At 46.7% G+C, this 18,867-nt stretch carries 12 protein-coding genes and 1 tRNA gene; 9 read left to right on the plus strand and 4 right to left on the minus strand.

The annotated features are described in order from the left end of the window. Window positions 1-160: 160 nt before the first annotated feature. The 4 genes from ACQ5ES_RS02410 (at window position 161) to ACQ5ES_RS02425 (ending at window position 8,444) form a co-directional block, all read left to right on the plus strand. Window positions 161-4,999 carry an NAD-glutamate dehydrogenase gene (locus ACQ5ES_RS02410; RefSeq protein ID WP_445014364.1) on the plus strand — a complete coding sequence of 1,613 codons (4,839 nt, stop codon included), beginning with the start codon at window positions 161-163 and terminating at the stop codon, window positions 4,997-4,999. Between the two features lies 1 nt (window position 5,000). Beyond that, the gene (gene pyrD / locus ACQ5ES_RS02415; RefSeq protein WP_445014365.1) at window positions 5,001-6,008 is read left to right on the plus strand and encodes a quinone-dependent dihydroorotate dehydrogenase; all 1,008 of its coding nucleotides are present in this window, start codon (window positions 5,001-5,003) and stop codon (window positions 6,006-6,008) included. Window positions 6,009-6,066: 58 nt separating this feature from the next. Next, complete coding sequence (locus ACQ5ES_RS02420; RefSeq protein WP_445014366.1) at window positions 6,067-6,618, plus strand: cell division protein ZapC domain-containing protein; 552 nt, start codon at window positions 6,067-6,069, stop codon at window positions 6,616-6,618. An 83-nt stretch (window positions 6,619-6,701) separates the two neighbouring features. Beyond that, entirely contained in the window at window positions 6,702-8,444 is a 1,743-nt protein-coding gene (locus ACQ5ES_RS02425; RefSeq protein ID WP_445014367.1) for a bifunctional 2',3'-cyclic-nucleotide 2'-phosphodiesterase/3'-nucleotidase, read from the plus strand. On the opposite strand, the gene ACQ5ES_RS02430 is transcribed toward ACQ5ES_RS02425, so the two are convergent. Beyond that, a tRNA-Met gene (locus tag ACQ5ES_RS02430) sits at window positions 8,423-8,499 on the minus strand. The two genes, ACQ5ES_RS02425 and ACQ5ES_RS02430, sit on opposite strands and share 22 nt — an antisense overlap. Window positions 8,500-8,681: 182 nt before the next feature. Between ACQ5ES_RS02430 and rlmKL the strand changes: the two genes are divergently transcribed. The 5 genes from rlmKL (at window position 8,682) to rmf (ending at window position 15,084) form a co-directional block, all read left to right on the plus strand. Beyond that, window positions 8,682-10,820: a bifunctional 23S rRNA (guanine(2069)-N(7))-methyltransferase RlmK/23S rRNA (guanine(2445)-N(2))-methyltransferase RlmL gene (rlmKL, locus tag ACQ5ES_RS02435; protein WP_445014368.1), complete on the plus strand. Its 2,139-nt coding sequence runs from the start codon at window positions 8,682-8,684 to the stop codon at window positions 10,818-10,820. Continuing rightward, window positions 10,810-11,049, plus strand: coding sequence for a glutaredoxin family protein (locus tag ACQ5ES_RS02440; protein ID WP_445014369.1), 240 nt, complete (start codon window positions 10,810-10,812; stop codon window positions 11,047-11,049). Before rlmKL ends, ACQ5ES_RS02440 begins: the two co-directional genes overlap by 11 nt. After that, the gene (gene uup / locus ACQ5ES_RS02445; RefSeq protein ID WP_445014370.1) at window positions 11,046-12,953 is read left to right on the plus strand and encodes an ATP-binding cassette ATPase Uup; all 1,908 of its coding nucleotides are present in this window, start codon (window positions 11,046-11,048) and stop codon (window positions 12,951-12,953) included. The genes ACQ5ES_RS02440 and uup overlap by 4 nt, the downstream gene beginning before the upstream one ends. 7 nt (window positions 12,954-12,960) lie before the next feature. Further along, window positions 12,961-14,718, plus strand: a complete 1,758-nt coding sequence (locus ACQ5ES_RS02450; RefSeq protein WP_445014371.1) for a DUF3466 family protein — start codon at window positions 12,961-12,963, stop codon at window positions 14,716-14,718. A gap of 192 nt (window positions 14,719-14,910) precedes the next feature. Continuing rightward, the gene (gene rmf / locus ACQ5ES_RS02455; RefSeq protein WP_445015364.1) at window positions 14,911-15,084 is read left to right on the plus strand and encodes a ribosome modulation factor; all 174 of its coding nucleotides are present in this window, start codon (window positions 14,911-14,913) and stop codon (window positions 15,082-15,084) included. Window positions 15,085-15,180: 96 nt separating this feature from the next. Here rmf and fabA read toward each other — a convergent pair whose 3' ends face one another. The 3 genes from fabA to ACQ5ES_RS02470 all read right to left on the minus strand — a co-directional run bounded on the left by fabA (window position 15,181) and on the right by ACQ5ES_RS02470 (window position 18,574). Beyond that, on the minus strand, window positions 15,181-15,693 hold the full coding sequence (gene fabA / locus ACQ5ES_RS02460) for a 3-hydroxyacyl-[acyl-carrier-protein] dehydratase FabA (RefSeq protein ID WP_445014372.1): 513 nt from the start codon (window positions 15,691-15,693) through the stop codon (window positions 15,181-15,183). 78 nt (window positions 15,694-15,771) lie between these two features. After that, window positions 15,772-17,685: an AAA family ATPase gene (locus ACQ5ES_RS02465; protein WP_445014373.1), complete on the minus strand. Its 1,914-nt coding sequence runs from the start codon at window positions 17,683-17,685 to the stop codon at window positions 15,772-15,774. Between the two features lie 22 nt (window positions 17,686-17,707). Next, window positions 17,708-18,574 (minus strand): TraB/GumN family protein, encoded by an 867-nt coding sequence (locus ACQ5ES_RS02470; protein WP_445014374.1) that lies wholly within the window; start codon window positions 18,572-18,574, stop codon window positions 17,708-17,710. Between the last annotated feature and the right edge of the window lie 293 nt (window positions 18,575-18,867).

An 18,867-nucleotide genomic window follows, 5' to 3' on the forward strand; every position in this document is an offset into this window, starting at 1 on the left:
GTTCAGGCCGCGTTAAACGTGGTCTGAACACTCCTTTTTCGCGCTAATAAGCATTGAATAGCTTAGCTAAATGTCCGACAATACTAAGCAACATCGTTTTTGATAGTTTTTGATAAAACAAAGTAGTGTTACACCTCTCAAGGTTACAAGGATACTTAGCATGAACTCCCTTGGCGATAGCCAGACTCCTGTTATATTGCAAAAAGTGGCCACCCTCATTCAGCAGCGCGCGACCGACCGCGCTGATCTCATCGAAGATTTTGCTTTACGTATGTTCCGAAATGTTTCGTCTAATGAACTCGCACAACGTAACGATAGCGATCTTTATGGCGCAATCATGGGTCTTTGGCATAGCTTCAATGAGTATCAACCAGGGGACAAAGCGCTAATTAAAGCTTACAACCCTGAAGTTGCGCGTCATGGCTGGGAATCAGCACACACCATAATTGAAATCATCCAAAGCGATATGCCGTTTATGGTCGATTCCATTCGCATGGCCTTGTCACGATTAGGTATTAACTCTCACTTGTTGCTGCATTTGCCCTTGAGCCACGAACGTGACGACAAACAACGCATTACCAAATTATTGAAAGCGGGAACCCGTGGTGACAATGAAGTCGATACCGTGTTCCTGATTGAAATTGATCGACAAACCAGTAAAGACGCGATGGCGCAGTTAAAACGTGAACTGGCCTCGGTTATGGATGACGTCACCTTATCGGTTAACGATTGGCAACCCATGCGCCAACGCTTGGAAACTATAGCCAAAGAGCTAAGCGACATAAACTATCCCGGCGATGCTAAAGAGCTGAAAGAAGCACAACGCTTCTTAAAGTGGCTCTCGCAAGATAACTTTACCCTGATGGGCTACCGCCGTTATGATTTAAAGGCGGTGGAAGGGGATTATCAGATCCGACAAAACACTGACTCCAGTTTAGGACTCATGCGTAAGTCGGCAAACAACAAAGAACGCATGATCTCATCGTTGCCTGAAATGGCACGGGAATTAACCTTCGATAATACCTTATTGCTAGTGACCAAAACCAATTCCAGATCGCGGGTACATCGTCCGGCTTATTGTGACTATATTGGTGTAAAACGCTTTGATAAGAATGGCAAAGTGATTGGTGAAGATCGCTTTATCGGGCTCTACTCCAGCAGTTTCTATAACAACAGCGCACGCGATGTTCCGTTGGTAAGCGAAAAAGTTAAACGGGTGATGGATGCTTCGGGCTTTGCTTCTAATTCGCATGCAGCCAAAGCCTTACTGAATATTCTGGAAACCTATCCACGCGACGAAGTAGTACAAGCTAGCGAAGACGATTTACTTGAGGTCGGTGTGGGCGTCTTGCAAATGCAAGAGCACGACATGACACGGTTGTTTGTGCGCCGCGACATATTCGGACGCTTCGCATCATGTATGGTGTATGTTCCTAAAGAGCGCTATAACACGCTGCTCCGTCAAAAAACTCAGTCGATTCTATCAGCACGACTGAACAGCAAATATGATGTGGAATTTACAACCTATTTCTCTGAATCCTCGCTGGCGCGTACGCATTATACGGTTCGCGTCGGTGACCACGTACAGGACATTGACGTGAAAGAATTGGAAAACGATCTGATTGAAGCGGCGCGGACTTGGGAAGACAACTTTGAGCGCATCTTGCGTAGTACTTTTGGTGAATCAAAGACCAATGCGCTCAATAAGAAATATGCGAATGCTTTCCCACGAGCATATAAAGAAGAAATATTACCGTCGGTAGCAATTGCTGATATCCAGCAATTGGAGGCCCTCGACAAAGATCATAAGCTGGGGATGCTGTTCTATCGTTCGCGTGAAGAAAACGAGCAGAGCAAACGTATTCGTTTAAAACTTTTCCATAAGGACGAACCGATTCATTTGTCTGATGTGCTACCCATGCTGGAGAATTTCGGCTTGCGCATCATTGGCGAAAGTCCTTATCAAATTAAAGCGACCAACGGCGACGTTTTCTGGATATTAGACTTCCAGATGTTACACAGCAACACCAAGCTGGATCTTGAGGCGAGTCGTGATCTATTCCAAAACGCCTTCGCTCGCGTATGGGATGGCCATTATGAGGACGATGGTTTCAACCGTTTAGTTCTAAGTGCTGGTTTAACAGGTCGTCAAGTGATCATTTTGCGTATGTTTGCAAAATACATGCGACAAATCGGTACCACCTTTAGTCAAAGCTATATCGAGAGCACCTTCAGTAAGTATCCAGTTATTTCGACGCTGATTGTGAAGCTTTTCTACAGCAAATTTGAGCCGTCGGCTAAGAGCCGTAGTAAAAAAATTGAAGCTCTGGAGACTCGCATTACCAGTGAACTTGATAACGTAGCGAACCTTGATGATGATCGGATCATTCGCCGCTATGTTGAGTTGATCCTTGCTGCACTGCGCACCAACTTTTTCCAGAACGATGCTGATGGCCAAGAAAAGCCATACATCTCAGTTAAGTTCTTGCCTGAGAAAGTTCCTGAAATGCCATTACCACTGCCGAAATATGAAATTTTTGTTTATTCGCCGCGGGTCGAAGGTGTTCATCTTCGTGGTGGTAAAGTTGCACGTGGCGGCCTGCGTTGGTCTGACCGCCGCGAAGATTTCCGTACCGAAGTTCTTGGTTTGGTAAAAGCGCAGCAGGTAAAAAATACAGTTATTGTTCCAGTAGGCGCGAAAGGCGGTTTCTACTGTAAAAACCTCCCGGAAGAACGCGAGGCGTTTTTCGAAGAGGGTAAAGCATGTTACCGCACCTTTATTCGGGCATTGTTAGATATCACTGACAATATCGTTGCTGGCGAAGTTGTCCCACCAAAAGATGTGGTACGCCATGACGATGACGACACTTACTTGGTTGTGGCCGCTGATAAAGGCACAGCGACTTTCTCTGATATCGCCAATGGCATTTCAAATGATTACAACTTCTGGTTAGGCGATGCGTTTGCATCGGGTGGCTCGGTTGGTTACGACCACAAGAAAATGGGTATCACTGCACGTGGTGCGTGGGAGTCAGTCAAACGACATTTCCGCGAGATGGGCATCGATTGCCAAACCACAGATTTCACAGCAGTCGGTGTGGGTGACATGGCAGGCGACGTATTCGGTAACGGCATGCTGTTGTCGAAGCACACGCGCTTGATTGCAGCGTTTAATCATCTGCATATTTTCATCGACCCAGAACCTGACGCCAAGAAGAGTTATGCTGAACGTGAACGCTTATTCCAATTGCCACGTTCGTCGTGGGAAGATTATGACAACGCACTGATTTCTAAAGGTGGCGGTATATTTTCACGAAGTTCGAAGGCCATTGAGCTTACTCCTGAGCTGAAAAAACTGTTTAACACACAAAAGAAATCCATGACCCCAACGGATATGATCCGCGCCATTTTTATGTTGCCGGTCGACTTGTTGTGGAACGGCGGCATCGGTACTTACGTTAAATCGAGCAAAGAAAGCGACAGTGATGTCGGTGACCGTGCTAATGATGCTTTGCGGGTGAATGGTAAAGAATTGCGGGCCAAAATTGTGGGTGAGGGCGGTAACCTGGGGCTGACTCAGCTTGGCCGCATCGAATACGCCCGCAACGGTGGACGCATAAATACCGACGCCATTGATAATGTCGGTGGTGTTGATTGTTCAGATAACGAAGTAAATATCAAAATTTTACTTAATGGTCTGGTCGCAGATGGCGAACTGACCCGGAAGCAGCGGGATCAGTTACTCTATGACATGACCGATGAAGTCTCGCAGATCGTTATCAAAGACTGCCATCGTCAATCACAGTCGATTTCGGTAACAGCCCTGCGTGGCGCTGATCAAATCAAAGAACTTCAGCGTTTTATTCATCATTTGGAGCGCGAAGGGCAACTCAATCGTAGTCTTGAGTTTTTACCCGATGATGACGAACTAGCAGAACGCCAGGCCAGCAACAAGGGCTTTACACGTCCCGAACTTGCGGTAATCACGGCCTATGGAAAAATGGTTTTGAAGGAAGATTTGCTTGATGAAGCCGTGATGGATGACCCATTCCATGCGCGTTCTTTGATTAATGCGTTCCCTAAACCTTTACAAGAACCCTACGCCGAGGCAATGCAAGCGCACCCATTGCGGCCACAAATCATTGCGACGCGGTTGGCCAATAATATTGTAAATGATATGGGGCCAAACTTCGTTTTCCGCAAAATGGATGCGACCGGCTCAACAGCCGCAGAAGTCGCCTCGGCTTATGTGGTTGCGCGTGAATGCTTTAATCTTCGTGGCTTGATGGAACAGATCGAAGCGGGGAACAATAAAATACCAGCGGACATGCAAAATCACATGCTGTTTCAGGTACGTCGGGTCGTACGTCGTGCGACGCGTTGGTTCCTGCGTCATCGCAAACCTGAGCACATGACGATTCAACAACGCTTGGACTTCTATCAAGGTGCCTTTAACGACTTACGCAAAAATGTGTTGGATTACCTAGTACCAGACGAACGTGCCGGAATTGAGAAGGAAATCGAACGCTTAACCAATGCAGGGGTGCCGGATAAATTGGCGTATCAGATTGGTACCTTGTCGACCTTGTTCTCAGCCCTTGATATCGCAGATATCGTGCATGAAACCGATCGCAAAGTGAAAAGCGTGGCTTTAGCCTACTTCCATCTTGGTGCTCGGGTCTCTCTGCATTGGTTCCTTGAACAGATCAACACGCAACCGGTCGATAATCACTGGCAAGCACTGGCTAGAGCGGCGTTCCGTGAAGAACTTGATTGGCAGCAACGCTCCTTGACCATGAGCATGCTGAATAGCGGTGATGCTAAGGTTGAAGGGCTTGATGTACTTGATGTTTGGATGAAAGAAAATCAAGCTTATGTGGATCGTTGGTTACACATGCTAGCCGACTTCCGTACCACCAAGAGTCATGAATTTGCCAAGTTCTCGGTCGCATTACGAGAGCTAATGTTACTTAATCACAACTGTACGGTGGCTTCCTAATATGTACGGACTGGCTAAGGCGTGGCTCTTTCGCAAAGACGCAGAGCAAGCTCATGAACTCACACTAAACCTGTTGAGCCGATATGCGCACACGCCATTAGCCATCTTTTGGCGCCAAAAAGTAATCAGTAAACCGATTAAGGTGATGGGCATAAACTTCCCTAATCCGGTAGGTTTAGCTGCAGGCCTGGACAAAAATGCCGAGTGTATCGAGGCCTTCTCGCAAATGGGCTTTGGTTTTATTGAGGTCGGCACCGTCACACCCCAGCCGCAAGAAGGCAATCCGAAACCACGTTTGTTCCGGATTCCGCAAAAAGAGGCCATCATTAATCGTATGGGCTTCAATAATAAGGGCGTCGATTATCTTGTTGAGCAAGTAAAGAACGCCGATTTTCGTGGTGTGCTTGGCATCAATATCGGCAAGAATAAGGATACAGCTGAAGAGCACGCGGTCGATGATTATGTGTACTGCATGCGCAGGGTTTATCCTTACGCAAGTTACATTACGGTAAATATTTCTTCACCCAACACACCGGGTTTACGCGCCTTTCAACATGGCGAAGCACTAGATAAGTTGCTTAGCATTTTAAAGAAAGAACAAGCCGCACTGACGACAAAATACGGCCGCTATGTGCCGCTCGCGGTAAAGATTGCGCCTGATCTATCCGATCAAGAATTACAGGCAATGGCCAGTGCATTATGCAAACATGCTATCGATGCTGTGGTTGCGACCAATACCACACTTAATCGAGCCGCTGTTACCGGACTACCGAATGCAGAAGAAGCAGGGGGCTTAAGTGGTGCAGTATTGTTTGAGGACAGTACCCGTATTGTACGTAAATTATCAGGCTTACTCGACGGCACTGTACCTATTATTGCTGTCGGCGGGGTTGACTCGCACGCGGCGGCGAAAGCAAAACTCGCCGCTGGAGCAAGCTTAGTACAAATTTATTCTGGCTTTATTTATAAAGGTCCAAAACTTGTAGCTGACATAGTGAATCGCTTGTAATTTAAGCTTATATTAGCTATGTTAAGCAGCATCTAATAACTATAAAAAGGGTAGAACCGTGCACGCATCTCAGCATTGGCGCTGGATATACGACCCCGAGGAACATCAGCTGGTTGTTGAACTTGACCATGGTCTTGTGCACAAGTGTCCCTACAAAACCTCTCGTTTAATTCCCATGAAACCTTTGCACGCAGCGTTCACTGTGGACGACGCAAGCTGCTTCCAGGAGTTTTATGACGCCTTGTCAGCCTATGAGCTATGGGATCCAATGTTGCTGACCCAAGCAGCATTAAATCGCACCATTTTAGAACATTTCGGCCGTCCGCAGATGCCACAAAGTTGGTATTTTCAATCTTGTGAGACAGCCCCAAACTACACCCTTGAGCCGGGCGCTCTAATTGAGCTCAACTCAGGCACCGAAACCGGTATCTTTGCCATCATGACGATTGATGACGAGTTTGCCGAGTGTATGTTGCTGGCGAATTCTATGACGCTGTCTGATGTTAAAGTAATGCAACAATTTGAGTCGGTAAAAGTCTTGAGAAATCGCCTACAGCCCAGTCATTACCTGCAATTACAGTTAGACGACGACCATTTACGCCACGCGTAAGCGAGTTTTCTGTGTTGTATAACCTCAAAATTTTCTCAATTACCGTCATACTTATTGGCGGTTTAAGTAGTTGCGAGCGAACGATGCCCAATCATGGTAGTTACACCACTTCTTTGCGGATCATGGAAACCAGCGATGTTCATGGTCAACTATTAAGTTATGATTATTTTGCCACGCAGCAACAAGCAGGTTTAGGTTTGGCCGCCACCGCGCTCCTGATTGCCGAAGCCAGAGAACAAGTACCACTTAACTTACTCGTCGAAAATGGTGATCTGATTCAAGGTTCGGCACTGGCTGATTGGGCTGTAGCTGAATTTCCAGTGGCACAAATAACCCACCCCATTACTGCGGCGTTGAATCACTTGGATTATGATGTCGCAAATCTGGGCAACCATGAATTTAATTTTGGCTTGGATTATCTTGCTGATACCTATCGTGATGCAAAGTTCCCTCTGGTTAGCAGTAACCTTGAATTACTTGAGCAAGCTCCCGCGGCTTTAGCACAGAAGTTAGCGCCTATCGTTTGGTTTGCTTATTCAGTAGTGCCACCTACGGGCCAGCCGATCCCTTTGAAAGTCGCTGTGATTGGCGTATTACCACCACAAATCATGCAATGGGATCAGCATCATCTCGAGCACCAGGTTCGTGTTCACGACATGTTATCCAGCGCGCGTAGTATGGCGCAGCAGGCTCGCCAGCAGGGCGCTGATGTCGTCATTCTTGCCGCCCATACAGGAATGCCCAAAAACACCGCCAACCCTGAAGATGCAGAGCAAACAGGCTGGTTATTAGCAGGTATTAAAGACATTGATGCGTTATTGCTGGGGCATCAACATGAAGTTTTTCCTGGGACTGATGTTTATGATCTATTACCTGAAGTAAATAGTACCGAGGGCACCATCCGCGGCGTTCCGGCCGTGCAACCCGGAATTTACGGCAGCCACCTTGGAATTATTGATTTACAGATTAATTATGATTTCAGCGCTCAGAAATGGCGGGTAAGTGATTTTATTGTTGAGGCTCGTCCAGTCAATGACGAGTTAAAACAAGATGCCAGCATCAACCAGCAAGTTGCCAACGCACATCAGGCTACGCTGGCATTTATGCAACAACCCGTTGGGCAAACCCATTATCCACTAAGTTATCGAACCGCGCGCTGGCGGCCAAGTAGTGCAGTGCAGTTTGTGCAACGTGCACAAGCCTGGCAAGCGCAACAACTGCTAACCGCTAACGGTTTAGCTGAGCTACCGTTGTTAAGCGCAGCAGCCCCCTTCGATGCTGCATTCCATGCTGATGATGGAGCAACCAGCATTGCCGCTGGGCCAATTACTCGTGGGGCTATTGGCGATCTCTACCGTTATCCAAACACATTGGATGTGGTCAAGGTCAATGGTGCACAACTGAAAGCGTGGTTGGAGCACAGCGCTGAGGGGTTATCAGGCGTGGCGACCTTAACCGATGAACCGTCAAGCGAATGCTGGTCGTTCATTAACCAAGACTTCCCGCATTATAATTTCGATATGATTATGGGTGTTCATTACGCGATCGACTTACGCGAACCTAGCGGTAAACGTATCGTTGACTTAACCTATAAGAATAAACCGGTAACGACGCAAGATGAGTTTTATGTGGCGACCAACAACTACCGCGCAAACGGCGGCGGTGATTTTCCTAGCCTGGACGGACAAAATACAGTTGCACATGGTGCAGACATGATGTCAGACGTACTCTTGGGTTATGTTGAGGCACTACCAGAGAATAGCTATCAGGAAGAAATAATAAAACATTGGAAGGTTATCGGAATTGGTTGCGGGGGCAGGATTTGAACCTACGACCTTCGGGTTATGAGCCCGACGAGCTACCAGACTGCTCCACCCCGCGTCCGATGCTGCGCATGTTACCAAGCTTTCAGGATAACGCAATGCTTATTCGCAGCAACTGCTGATTATTTCATCAATTTCCGTTCGACTGCTGCTTTTTAGCACAATTGCGACAATACAGTGCGCTCCGCATCACGTATAATCGAGTCGTTTTCCAATGACGCAAAAGGATTATCCACAATTATGACGTCAGCTTTGCAACTTTTTGCAACCTGTGCCAAAGGTCTCGAACCATTGCTGTTCGATGAATTACAATCTTTGGGTATCGACGATGTGCAACAAACCTTAGCTGGTTGCCGCTTTAGCTGTGACCTGAAAGGTGCGTACCGCGTTTGTTTGTGGAGTCGACTAGCCAGTCGCATTTTAGTCCAGCTTGGTCAATGCCCCGTCGGTCAAGACGTGGGCGCCGTGAGTGCTGAAGTGGCAGCAACGTCATGGCAAGATCACATGACCGCAGAGCAATCCTTTGTGGTTGATTTTACTGGCGAGAATCAACAGATCCGACATACCCAGTTTGGCGCCCAGTTGGTCAAAGATGGCATTGTTGATTACTTTCGTCATGCTGGATTAGGTCGCCCTAATGTTGATAAAGCAGATCCCGACATTCGTATCAATGCTCATTTACAGCGTGATCAGTTGACCTGGTACCTCGATTTAAGTGGTGAAGCTTTGCATCGCCGAGGTTATCGCCTGCAACAGGGGCAAGCACCGCTGCGTGAAACACTTGCTGCGGCCATTGCGATTCGAGCGGGGGTAAACCGCACAACAGAGGTCATCGTTGATCCTTTCTGCGGTTCCGGAACTTTGCTCATTGAAGCCGCTATGATCATTCTCGAGCATGCTCCCGGCCTACGCCGTGCACACTGGGGCTTTAATCATTGGCGTCAGCATCAACCAGAACTCTGGCAAGACCTCTATGCGCAAGCTGAACAACAACACCAACAGGCGAAAACGACGAAGTCGCTGCGCCTGTATGGATCTGATAATGATCCACGGGTGTTAGCTATTGCAGACCAGAACGCTCAACGACTCGACCTCGCCGGTTTTTTCACCTGGGAATCCGGCGATGCTACAAAAATAGATGCGCCAGAGAAAGCCGCAAGCGACCAGCGCTCGCTACTGATTTGTAATCCTCCTTACGGTGAGCGGCTAGGCGAGGAAGTAGAAACTTTATTGCTGTACCGACGTTTCGGTCAACGTATACGGCAAGAATTTAGCGGTTGGCAAGTTGCGATATTAGCGGGCGATGAAAGTCTATTAAAGCGTCTCAAATTGCGCAGCCATAAGAAATACAAGCTGTATAACGGTGCTTTAGAGGTCATTCTAGCACTTTATGACTTGAATAAAGAGCAAGTTGAGTTTACCAGAGAGCAATCAAGCGATTTGGCAAACAGACTTAAAAAGAACTATCAAAAATTTGAAAAATGGTCGGCAAAAGAAGGACTTAGTGCTTGGCGGTTGTACGATGCAGATCTGCCAGAATACAATGTAGCGGTTGATGTTTATAATGAACATCTGGTTATTCAAGAGTATGCCGCACCCAAAGATATTCCACCGGCACTCGCCAAAGAACGTCTATGGCATTTGCTCGATACTTTGACCGAAGTACTGCCTTTTTCGGCAGCTAATATGCATTTAAAAGTGCGTCAAAAGCAAGCTGGTAAGCAACAGTACCAGCGGCAACAGTTGCGTGGTATCACCACGGTTGTGCATGAAAACAATGCACAGTTCATCATCAATTTGAGCGACTATTTAGATACCGGTCTTTTTCTTGATCATCGCTGGGCGAGAAAGACGATTGGTGAACTCAGTCAAAATAAAGTGGTACTGAACCTATTTGCTTACACGTGCAGCGCATCTGTGCACGCTGCATTAGGCGGGGCGCGGACAGTAACCTCAGTCGATTTATCAAAAACTTATTTGGCCTGGGGCGAAGAAAACTTTCGTCTCAATGGACTGCAACTAAGACCACACAGCTTTATTCAAGCTGATTGCATGCAGTGGCTACAACAACAGCCGCCGCAGCAGCGTTTTGACCTGATCTTTTTGGATCCTCCGACCTTTTCAAATTCGAAACGCATGCAGGATGTTCTTGATATTCAACGTGATCATGTTCAATTGCTCAAGCTTGCCGCGCGTTTATTAAAAAACGACGGTAGTATTATTTTTTCCAATAATAAACGTCGCTTTAAACTTGATGAAGCAGGACTGGAAGATGCATTCTTGCAAGCTGAAGACTGGACTAAGCGTTCGATTAGCGCTGATTTTGCCAGACACAAAAGCATCCATCATTTATTTAAGGTAACCCAGCGTGTCGACTGATTTTTATTTATTGAGTAAACCGAATTGCTCGCTTTGTATCGAAGCACTTACCCAGTTGCATCAATTGCCGCTGGAGGAGCCGATACGGTTACACTGGGTTGATATCAGTGAACAACCTGACTTATATGAAGAATATGCCTTGTTAGTACCAGTGTTAGTACGTGAAGCTGACGATGCAGAACTGCGTTGGCCATTCGGTGAGCAGTTAATGGAGTTTGTAACAGTATGACAGTATTACGCGTGCAGCAAGCACAGCTCGCTTTTGGTAATGACCCAATTCTAGATCGTGTCGATTTGCTCATTGAGACAGGCGAACGCCTTTGTTTAGTGGGCCGCAATGGAGCTGGAAAGTCGACATTATTGAAAGCTATTGCCGGTGATATTCAGCTCGATGAAGGTACCATTCAAAAAGTAGGAGACACTGTGGTGGCGCGGCTACCTCAGGATCCGCCAGCGAACTCAGAACAACGTGTTTACGACTATGTCGCTGAAGCTTTGGCGGATGTTGGTGAGGTATTAAAGCAGTACCACGAGGTATCGCAACAGCTTACCGACGCAATTCCTGATGACAAACTGTTAGACAAGCTTGCGACGCTGCAGACGCAACTCGAAGCCGCCAACGGTTGGCAGTTACAAACGCGTATCGAGCAGACGCTGACGCGCTTAGGGCTTGACGAAAACACCTCAATGGCGAGTTTGTCTGGGGGCTGGTTACGCCGCGTGGCATTAGCTCGCGCATTGGTTGTTGATCCCGATTTACTGTTGCTCGATGAGCCGACTAACCATTTAGATATTGATATGGTGCAGTGGTTAGAAACCGTACTTCTGGATTTTCAGGGCGCCGTGCTGTTCATTAGTCACGACCGGATGTTTATTCGACGGCTGGCGACGCGAATTATCGATCTTGATCGCGGTCAATTGAGCTCGTTTCCAGGTAATTACGATCAATATCTGACAGCTAAGCAAGACTTATTAGACGTTGAATCCAAGCATAATGCTGAATTCGATAAGAAACTCGCGCAAGAAGAGACTTGGATACGGCAAGGAGTAAAAGCACGCCGTACCCGCAATGAAGGTCGTGTGCGCGCCTTGCAGGCTCTGCGTGCTGAACGCAAAAAGCGCCGTGAGCAACAAGGTTCTGCCAAACTTGCGGTGCAGGAGTCACAACGTTCTGGCAAGCTTGTGTTTGAAGGTGAGAACATGAGTTTAAGCTTTGCCGATCAAGTGATCTTCAACGACTTTAGTTTAACTTTACAACGCGGTGATAAAATAGCACTGGTGGGGCCAAACGGCTGTGGTAAGAGTACCTTGATTCGCGTGGTTCTTGGGCAGCAGGGCATTGATAGTGGTGTACTTAAGCTAGGAACCAACCTTGAGGTCGCTTATTTTGACCAACACCGAGCTAAACTCGACCCGCAAAAATCCGTGGCTGAAAACGTTGGCGAAGGTAAGCAAGATGTTACCTTTAATGGCCGTACACGGCATATTCTTAGTTATTTGCAGGATTTTTTGTTTGTTCCACAACAAGCCCGAACCCCAGTACACGCACTTTCCGGTGGCGAACGTAATCGCGCCTTGTTAGCCAAGCTGTTTTTACAACCAAGTAACTTGTTGGTTCTTGATGAGCCGACCAACGACCTCGATATTGATACCCTGGAACTTCTTGAGCAAATCATTGCCGACTACCAAGGCACCGTCATTCTGGTCAGTCACGATCGCGAATTCGTTAATAATACGGCCACCAGTATTTTACTTTTCGAAGGCGCGGGTAAAATTACTGAAATCGTTGGTGATTTTAATGATGTTGAACATTATTTGGCACACCAAACAAGTAAGGGAACTAAACCACTACCGCCGCAGTCAGAAAAGCCTGCAAGCAAAGCTTCTGAACCAACAAAGAAAAAGTTATCCTATAAGCTGCAACGTGAACTTGATATGCTACCCAAGCGCATCGAGTCATTAGAGGCAGAACAACAGGAGTTACAAGCGCAAGCCAGTAACGCTGATTTTTATGATCAGCCACACGAAGTAACAGGGCCAGTTCTAGAGCGTTTAGCGGCTTTAGAAGATGAGCTAATTACTGCGCTTGAACGTTGGGAAGAACTCGAAAATTTACAAAAAGAGAGCAGTTGAATCACATATGAAAAAATTTACTTTAGGGGTGTTTAGCGTAGCTGTAGCTTCGTCTTTTTTGAGCCCAGCAAAGGCCGATGTCTTCACGTTTCAACAACTTGAAACCCCTGAAAAAGTCCGCCATTTGTTTCCAACAGATGTTAACGATAATCGACATACGACACTATTGGGACAATTCCCTAGTGATCTTGAAATTGATTTGACCAAGCTGCAACCGAGCACACTGGCGTCGATCGGGATTGATCCTGAAAACGACGACCTGGCGAACTACTCTTTAAGCTATGCCCAGTACAGCGCTTTGATTCACGCCTTGCGTGACAGCGACAGTCCGCAGTTACGTAACCCGCGTATTAGCTACTACTTTGCGGGTTACTTTAATGGACAAAGCATTTCATTTAATGACTTTTTTAACGATACCGATCCTGATACACCAGAATTAGAGAATACCTCTGACCACTATTTTTATGGCCTGAATAACAATAATATTCGGGTAGGTTGGGGCACTGCACCTTATCGCTATGAGAGTTTTAGTTACACCACTGACGGCGATGATCCTCAAACTATCACCTACGAAGCGGCTGAGCGCGATTTTACCCGCCAGGCAATGTGGTCAGACGGTAACCAAACTAAAACCTACCCAGCGCCAGAACAAGCCTATCTGGGTGGCGAGTCAGCAATGATGGATATCAACGAACAAAACGTTGCCGTCGGTTTTGTCAGTACCGCATTGAGTCCAAACGCTGTGGTCCTTGCCGAACAGTGCGAGACCGCAGTAGCAGAAGGTAATGCGATACGTTCAGTTTATGGCTGCATGTGGCAACGCTGGTTCTCTTTGCGTAATGCAACGGCATCGAACCTGCAGAACTTTTACAACCGCACCAGTATTGCCAGCAATCAATCTATCTACGATATGCGCGCCTCAGTATGGCAACTTGATGCCAACGGTGAAGTCATTAACGTTGACTATTATCCGCCGTTAACGGAACGCGCCGACGACGACGGCAGTGATTTCTCCAGCTATGCATTTGCGGTAAATAATAATGGTATTGCGGTAGGCCAAAGCTGGACCTATTACGAAGGTATTGCTGAAGCGGGCCGTCGTATTAAGATGCCAGCTATTTTTAAAGATGGCGAAACCTTACCGATTACTGATGACCTTGATTATCTTTGGGGTTCGGCAACGGATATCAATGATGAAAATCAAGTTATTGGTTTCCTGGTGCGCAATATACAAGGAATCCAGCGCTTTGTAGGCTTCCTGTATGAGCTCGACACCGATACCTTTATGGAGTTACCAGGTTTCTTCGTCGGCTCAAGTACCTTGCCAGCGGCAATCAATAACGCGGGTGTTATTGTCGGTTCTGCTGAAATTGAACCGAGTTTATCAACCCAACGCCGTCGGGTCGGGTTCAGCTACGACAGTGCAGCGGAAGACGCACTTTTTGTCGATCTCAACAATACATTCAACACTACAGTTGACTGTGATGCGGACCTGTTTATCGCAACCGCTGAGGGTATCAATAATAACGGTGTGATTGTCGCAACCACGATTAATGAAGGCGAAATTATTGATAATGAAGGGAATGCGCATACCGAACAGTTGGCGAAAACAGTTCTTCTTGATCCAGCCTCTGGTGAGCGTAATCAATGTTCCGTAACCGATAATCGAGTCGAGCGTCAGGGTGCCGCGACTGGGTTAGGCGGACTTTTAGCTATGTTCTTGATCGGTGGTCTTATTACAGTTCGTCGATTGTTTAAGGCCTAAACGAAAAACTTGTTCTAAAAAAAGTTAATCGTAGATCTGACGCTTTTTCAGGAGCTTAGCCGGCGAACTGGAAAAGCGTCTTTTTTTACTATTGAACTCCTTATCTGAGTTGCTATCTATTATTACAAGAGTGAAATAATTTTCGCTCTTCGTAAGAACGATTACAAGAACAACTGGACGAGGAAATCAATGATGAAAAGACAGAAACGCGATCGCCTGGAACGGGCACATTCACAGGGTTTTAAAGCCGGTGTAGCGGGTCGTTCAAAAGAGCTATGTCCGTATCAAAATCAAGAAATTCGTTGTCAGTGGTTAGGCGGTTGGCGCGACGCGCAAGAGGCGCGAAGTGTAGGATTGTATCGTTAATCTGTCCACGCAAATTAGCTAAAATTATCTACTCTAAAAAACCAAAGCCCGCAAAAAGCGGGCTTTTTCATGAGCAAGTGATCAATTGCCACCAACTTAAAAGTTAGATGTGTCAGTAAACAAACCGACCTTAAGATCTTTTGCGGTGTAGATAGTTTTACCGTCTACTTCAACGCGACCGTCAGCTACACCCATAAACAGCTTGCGCTTAATTACACGTTTCATATCAATAAAATAGCTTACTTTTTTGGCAGTAGGCAGAATCTGACCAGTGAATTTTACCTCGCCAACACCTAATGCACGGCCACGGCCTGGACCACCGCTCCACGCCAAGAAAAAGCCCGTCAACTGCCACATTGCATCTAATCCCAGGCAGCCTGGCATAACTGGATCGCCCTTAAAATGACAGGCGAAGAACCAAAGGTCTGGAGAAATATCCAATTCAGCATGGATATAGCCTTTTCCATATTCGCCGCCTTCATCACTAATAGTGACAATGCGGTCCATCATCAACATATTAGGGGCGGGTAATTGGCTATTCCCTGGACCAAACATCTTGCCTTCTGAGCAAGCCAGCAGGTCATCGCGATTTAAGCTTGATTGAGTCATAAACACCTTGTTTGCGGCGTGAAAAGTGCTGTTAGCTTAGCGAACACTTGTACGCTAAACAAGTCCGACTAGTCGACTTTACCAAATTCGTTTGTACCATGGTTGCTCAGGTTCGTAATGCTGCAGTTGATCCAAGCGCTTCTCAATCCGAGCATAAAGCTGCTCTTGCTTTTCGCCAGTTAAAAGCGTCAGCGCTTCTGCCACATCGTCAATTGCATAAACATGGTATTGCCCAGCAACCACTGCTGCGATAACGTCAGGTTCAAGATTTAGTTGACTTAGGTTTGCGCTTGGCACAATCACCCCTTGGGTACCATCAAGTCCGCGTTCCTGACACAATGCAAAGTGTCCTTCGATTTTTTCATTGACTGCACCAATGGCTTGCACCCGGCCGAATTGATCGACTGCACCGGTGATCGCCAAACCCTGCGCAAGAGGAGCTTCAGCTAAGGCTGAGAGCAAACAGCAGAGCTCAGCCAGAGAAGCGCTATCACCATCAACTTCATAGTAGGATTGTTCAAACACAATGGTCGCTGATAAGCGCATTTCTTCGCTGCGAGCAAAAACGTTAGCAATATAGGCTGACAAAATCATCACGCCTTTAGTATGAATGTTGCCACTTAGCTCAGATTTCCGATCAATATCAATAATGTCACCGTCACCGTAATGAACGGTGGCAGTTATCCGTGTGGGTTCACCAAACTCAGTTCCGCCCATGGTCACCACGGTAAGGCCATTCACCTGACCAACCACGCTACCGCTGGTTTCAATATAAACCTGACCTTCAAGAATTTGTCTGCGACTTAATTCAGCGATGTAACCGTCACGATACAGGCGTTGCTGCAGTACGGCTAAAATTGTGTCGTGTTCGATAGTGTCACGGTCTTGTTCCATGGCTAATGCGGCGGCTTCGCGCAGCAATTGCATTAGGGCGATGGTGTCGAGTGATAGCTCAGTTTGGTAATCACTTAACCGCGACGCGTATTTCAGCACGAGTGGTATTGCCGAAGTTGCCAGTGGCAAAGTTGCGGCCTCACGCTCGACATAACTTAAATAGTCAAAGTAGGGTACTAATGGATTCTGACTGACCGGATAGTGCGACGAAAAATCAGCTAAATAAGGGAAAAGATTGTCGAAATCGCGATCAAGCTCGCGTAGTTGCGCATATATCGAACGCTCACCTAATAACAGTACTTTTAAATGGATCGGCACAGGTTCAGGTTGGTAATAGGCAGCGATATTTGCTTCGCCTGGCTGTGGCCAATGAAATAAGCTGGTACGCAAAATATATTTAAGTTTACGCCATAAGCCGGGCTGAGTCAGCAGCTCTTCAGCGTCTATCGCGAGGACACCGCCGTTGGCTTTCAACAGCGACCCAGGCTGTATAAGATGTAATTCAGAGGATATTGTGCCTTCGACAGATTGCAGTCGGATACTACCAAACAAACTGGTCTCGGTGACTCGATCACACAACACAAAATCGTTGCTCTGTGCATCCGACTCAACTATGACCATTGCCAGTTCTTTCCCCGGCAAGTCATCGAAGGTTTTGTCTTTAATTTTTTCCAGATAACGCGCTAATCGCTCACTGGCAAAGGACTCAAGGAGTTTACTTAGGGCCGCATCACGGTCAGTTAACTCCAGCTCAAAAAACTCCATTAAGCCTTCGAGCACTGCTCGAGCAGTACCTGCCGGAACATTGACACAAAGCGGTTCGTTGGCTGAATCCGGATTAGCTAAATACAACCAGTCAAAGCGCTCAAAATGAACCCATTGATGACGCGTCTGTAACTCGTGCAACACATCCAGCACCCGCAAGCCAGGCGTAGTTACCACATAGCCATGGGCATAACGTCCACCAATGCGCATCGTTTGCTTAATCGCGGCTAAAGCGCGATCTTGACCAATCAGCGGATTGGCTTGCGGAGAAGCAGGGCGCTGTTGCGCCCATTCATCTAATGGAGGCTGCAGTTGTTCAGCGGCGACGCGCATATTTATCCTTAATTATTTATTTTTAATTTTGAACCTTGGTAGAAACAGCTTCAACCGTATACCCGAGGTCTCTAAGCAGCTTGATCATACCAGCATTACCACCTAAGTGACCCGCACCAACAGCAATAAATTCAGTACCTGGAGCCTGTAAATCAGCATCAAGCCTTTGTTGCCAGTTGCGATTGCGATCGTCGAGCAATAAAGCTGTATATTCGGCGTACGCATCAGTTTCAGCGATCATTCGATACAAGCCTTCCATGTCTTCAGCTACGTAAAGTCGAATCATCTTATCCAGCTCAGCTGTTGCGTCTGCTTCTTCTTCTAATGACTCGATCAACCACTGAACTTGTTCTTGGTAGGGAATTTGGTCAAAAATACCAAACTGAAAATCAACGCTCTCCAGTCCATCGACGGTTTTCTCCTGTTGTAACGCTTGCTGGGTAAAGTGACCTTCATAAGACATTTGTTGCTCACAACCCATCTGTGAAGTCATTACCATGCTACTGAGTATAAACGGACGCATACCGTCAAAGGTAGTTAATCCCATACCCATAGTATCGGTAAGAAATTTATCTAGCAGCGCGTACTGAGCTTCTGTTAATCGCGACGACAATTTTCGTCCCTCAGGATCCAATAGTTTAGTTTGCATTGACTGCATAACCGCAGGATCCGCCATGTCCAATTCCATAATTAAACGATCGGCTTCATTAAATGCCTTTTCAGTTTGCGCATGAACGTTGAATTCGTCCGCACAAATCATGTGAATGGTACCAAACAGATAGGAAGGTTCTGCCATGTCTTTACCGCTAATTTTATAAAGTAGCGAAGCTTGAGCGCTGCTAACTGACAAAACGCCAGCAACCATAAGAGTAGAAAACGTTTTAAGCATGTTTCTAATGTCCTTATTTGTTTTTTCGAATCGTTGTTAACTCTAGGTGCAGTTTAAGCTGAAGCCGTAACAGACACAATTAACAGAGGGCAGTAAACCTCTCTATTTAGCAATCTTATGATTGCGCATAATGTATATTATGTTAAATCAACTATGGATAAGTATGATAACCCTAAGTGGGTGTTCACATAATTAAGCATTCATACGCGAAAAATTGGCAGTAATCACCCTGCGAGTTGATCAGAATTCGCGTAGCGCACAGCTATTTAGTGCTCTAGGTGGGTTTTCAGCGC

Source organism: Pseudidiomarina xizangensis, assembly GCF_052541995.1.

Excerpts from the sequence above, each read along its gene's own strand:
- pyrD (WP_445014365.1), top strand. The coding sequence starts at position 5,001 with ATGTACGGACTGGCTAAGGCGTGGCTCTTTCGCAAAGACGCAGAGCAA.
- ACQ5ES_RS02465 (WP_445014373.1), bottom strand. The coding sequence starts at position 17,685 with ATGCGCGTCGCCGCTGAACAACTGCAGCCTCCATTAGATGAATGGGCG.
- ACQ5ES_RS02410 (WP_445014364.1), top strand. The coding sequence starts at position 161 with ATGAACTCCCTTGGCGATAGCCAGACTCCTGTTATATTGCAAAAAGTG.
- rmf (WP_445015364.1), top strand. The coding sequence starts at position 14,911 with ATGAAAAGACAGAAACGCGATCGCCTGGAACGGGCACATTCACAGGGT.
- ACQ5ES_RS02450 (WP_445014371.1), top strand. The coding sequence starts at position 12,961 with ATGAAAAAATTTACTTTAGGGGTGTTTAGCGTAGCTGTAGCTTCGTCT.
- uup (WP_445014370.1), top strand. The coding sequence starts at position 11,046 with ATGACAGTATTACGCGTGCAGCAAGCACAGCTCGCTTTTGGTAATGAC.
- fabA (WP_445014372.1), bottom strand. The coding sequence starts at position 15,693 with ATGACTCAATCAAGCTTAAATCGCGATGACCTGCTGGCTTGCTCAGAA.
- ACQ5ES_RS02425 (WP_445014367.1), top strand. The coding sequence starts at position 6,702 with ATGCCCAATCATGGTAGTTACACCACTTCTTTGCGGATCATGGAAACC.
- rlmKL (WP_445014368.1), top strand. The coding sequence starts at position 8,682 with ATGACGTCAGCTTTGCAACTTTTTGCAACCTGTGCCAAAGGTCTCGAA.
- ACQ5ES_RS02470 (WP_445014374.1), bottom strand. The coding sequence starts at position 18,574 with ATGCTTAAAACGTTTTCTACTCTTATGGTTGCTGGCGTTTTGTCAGTT.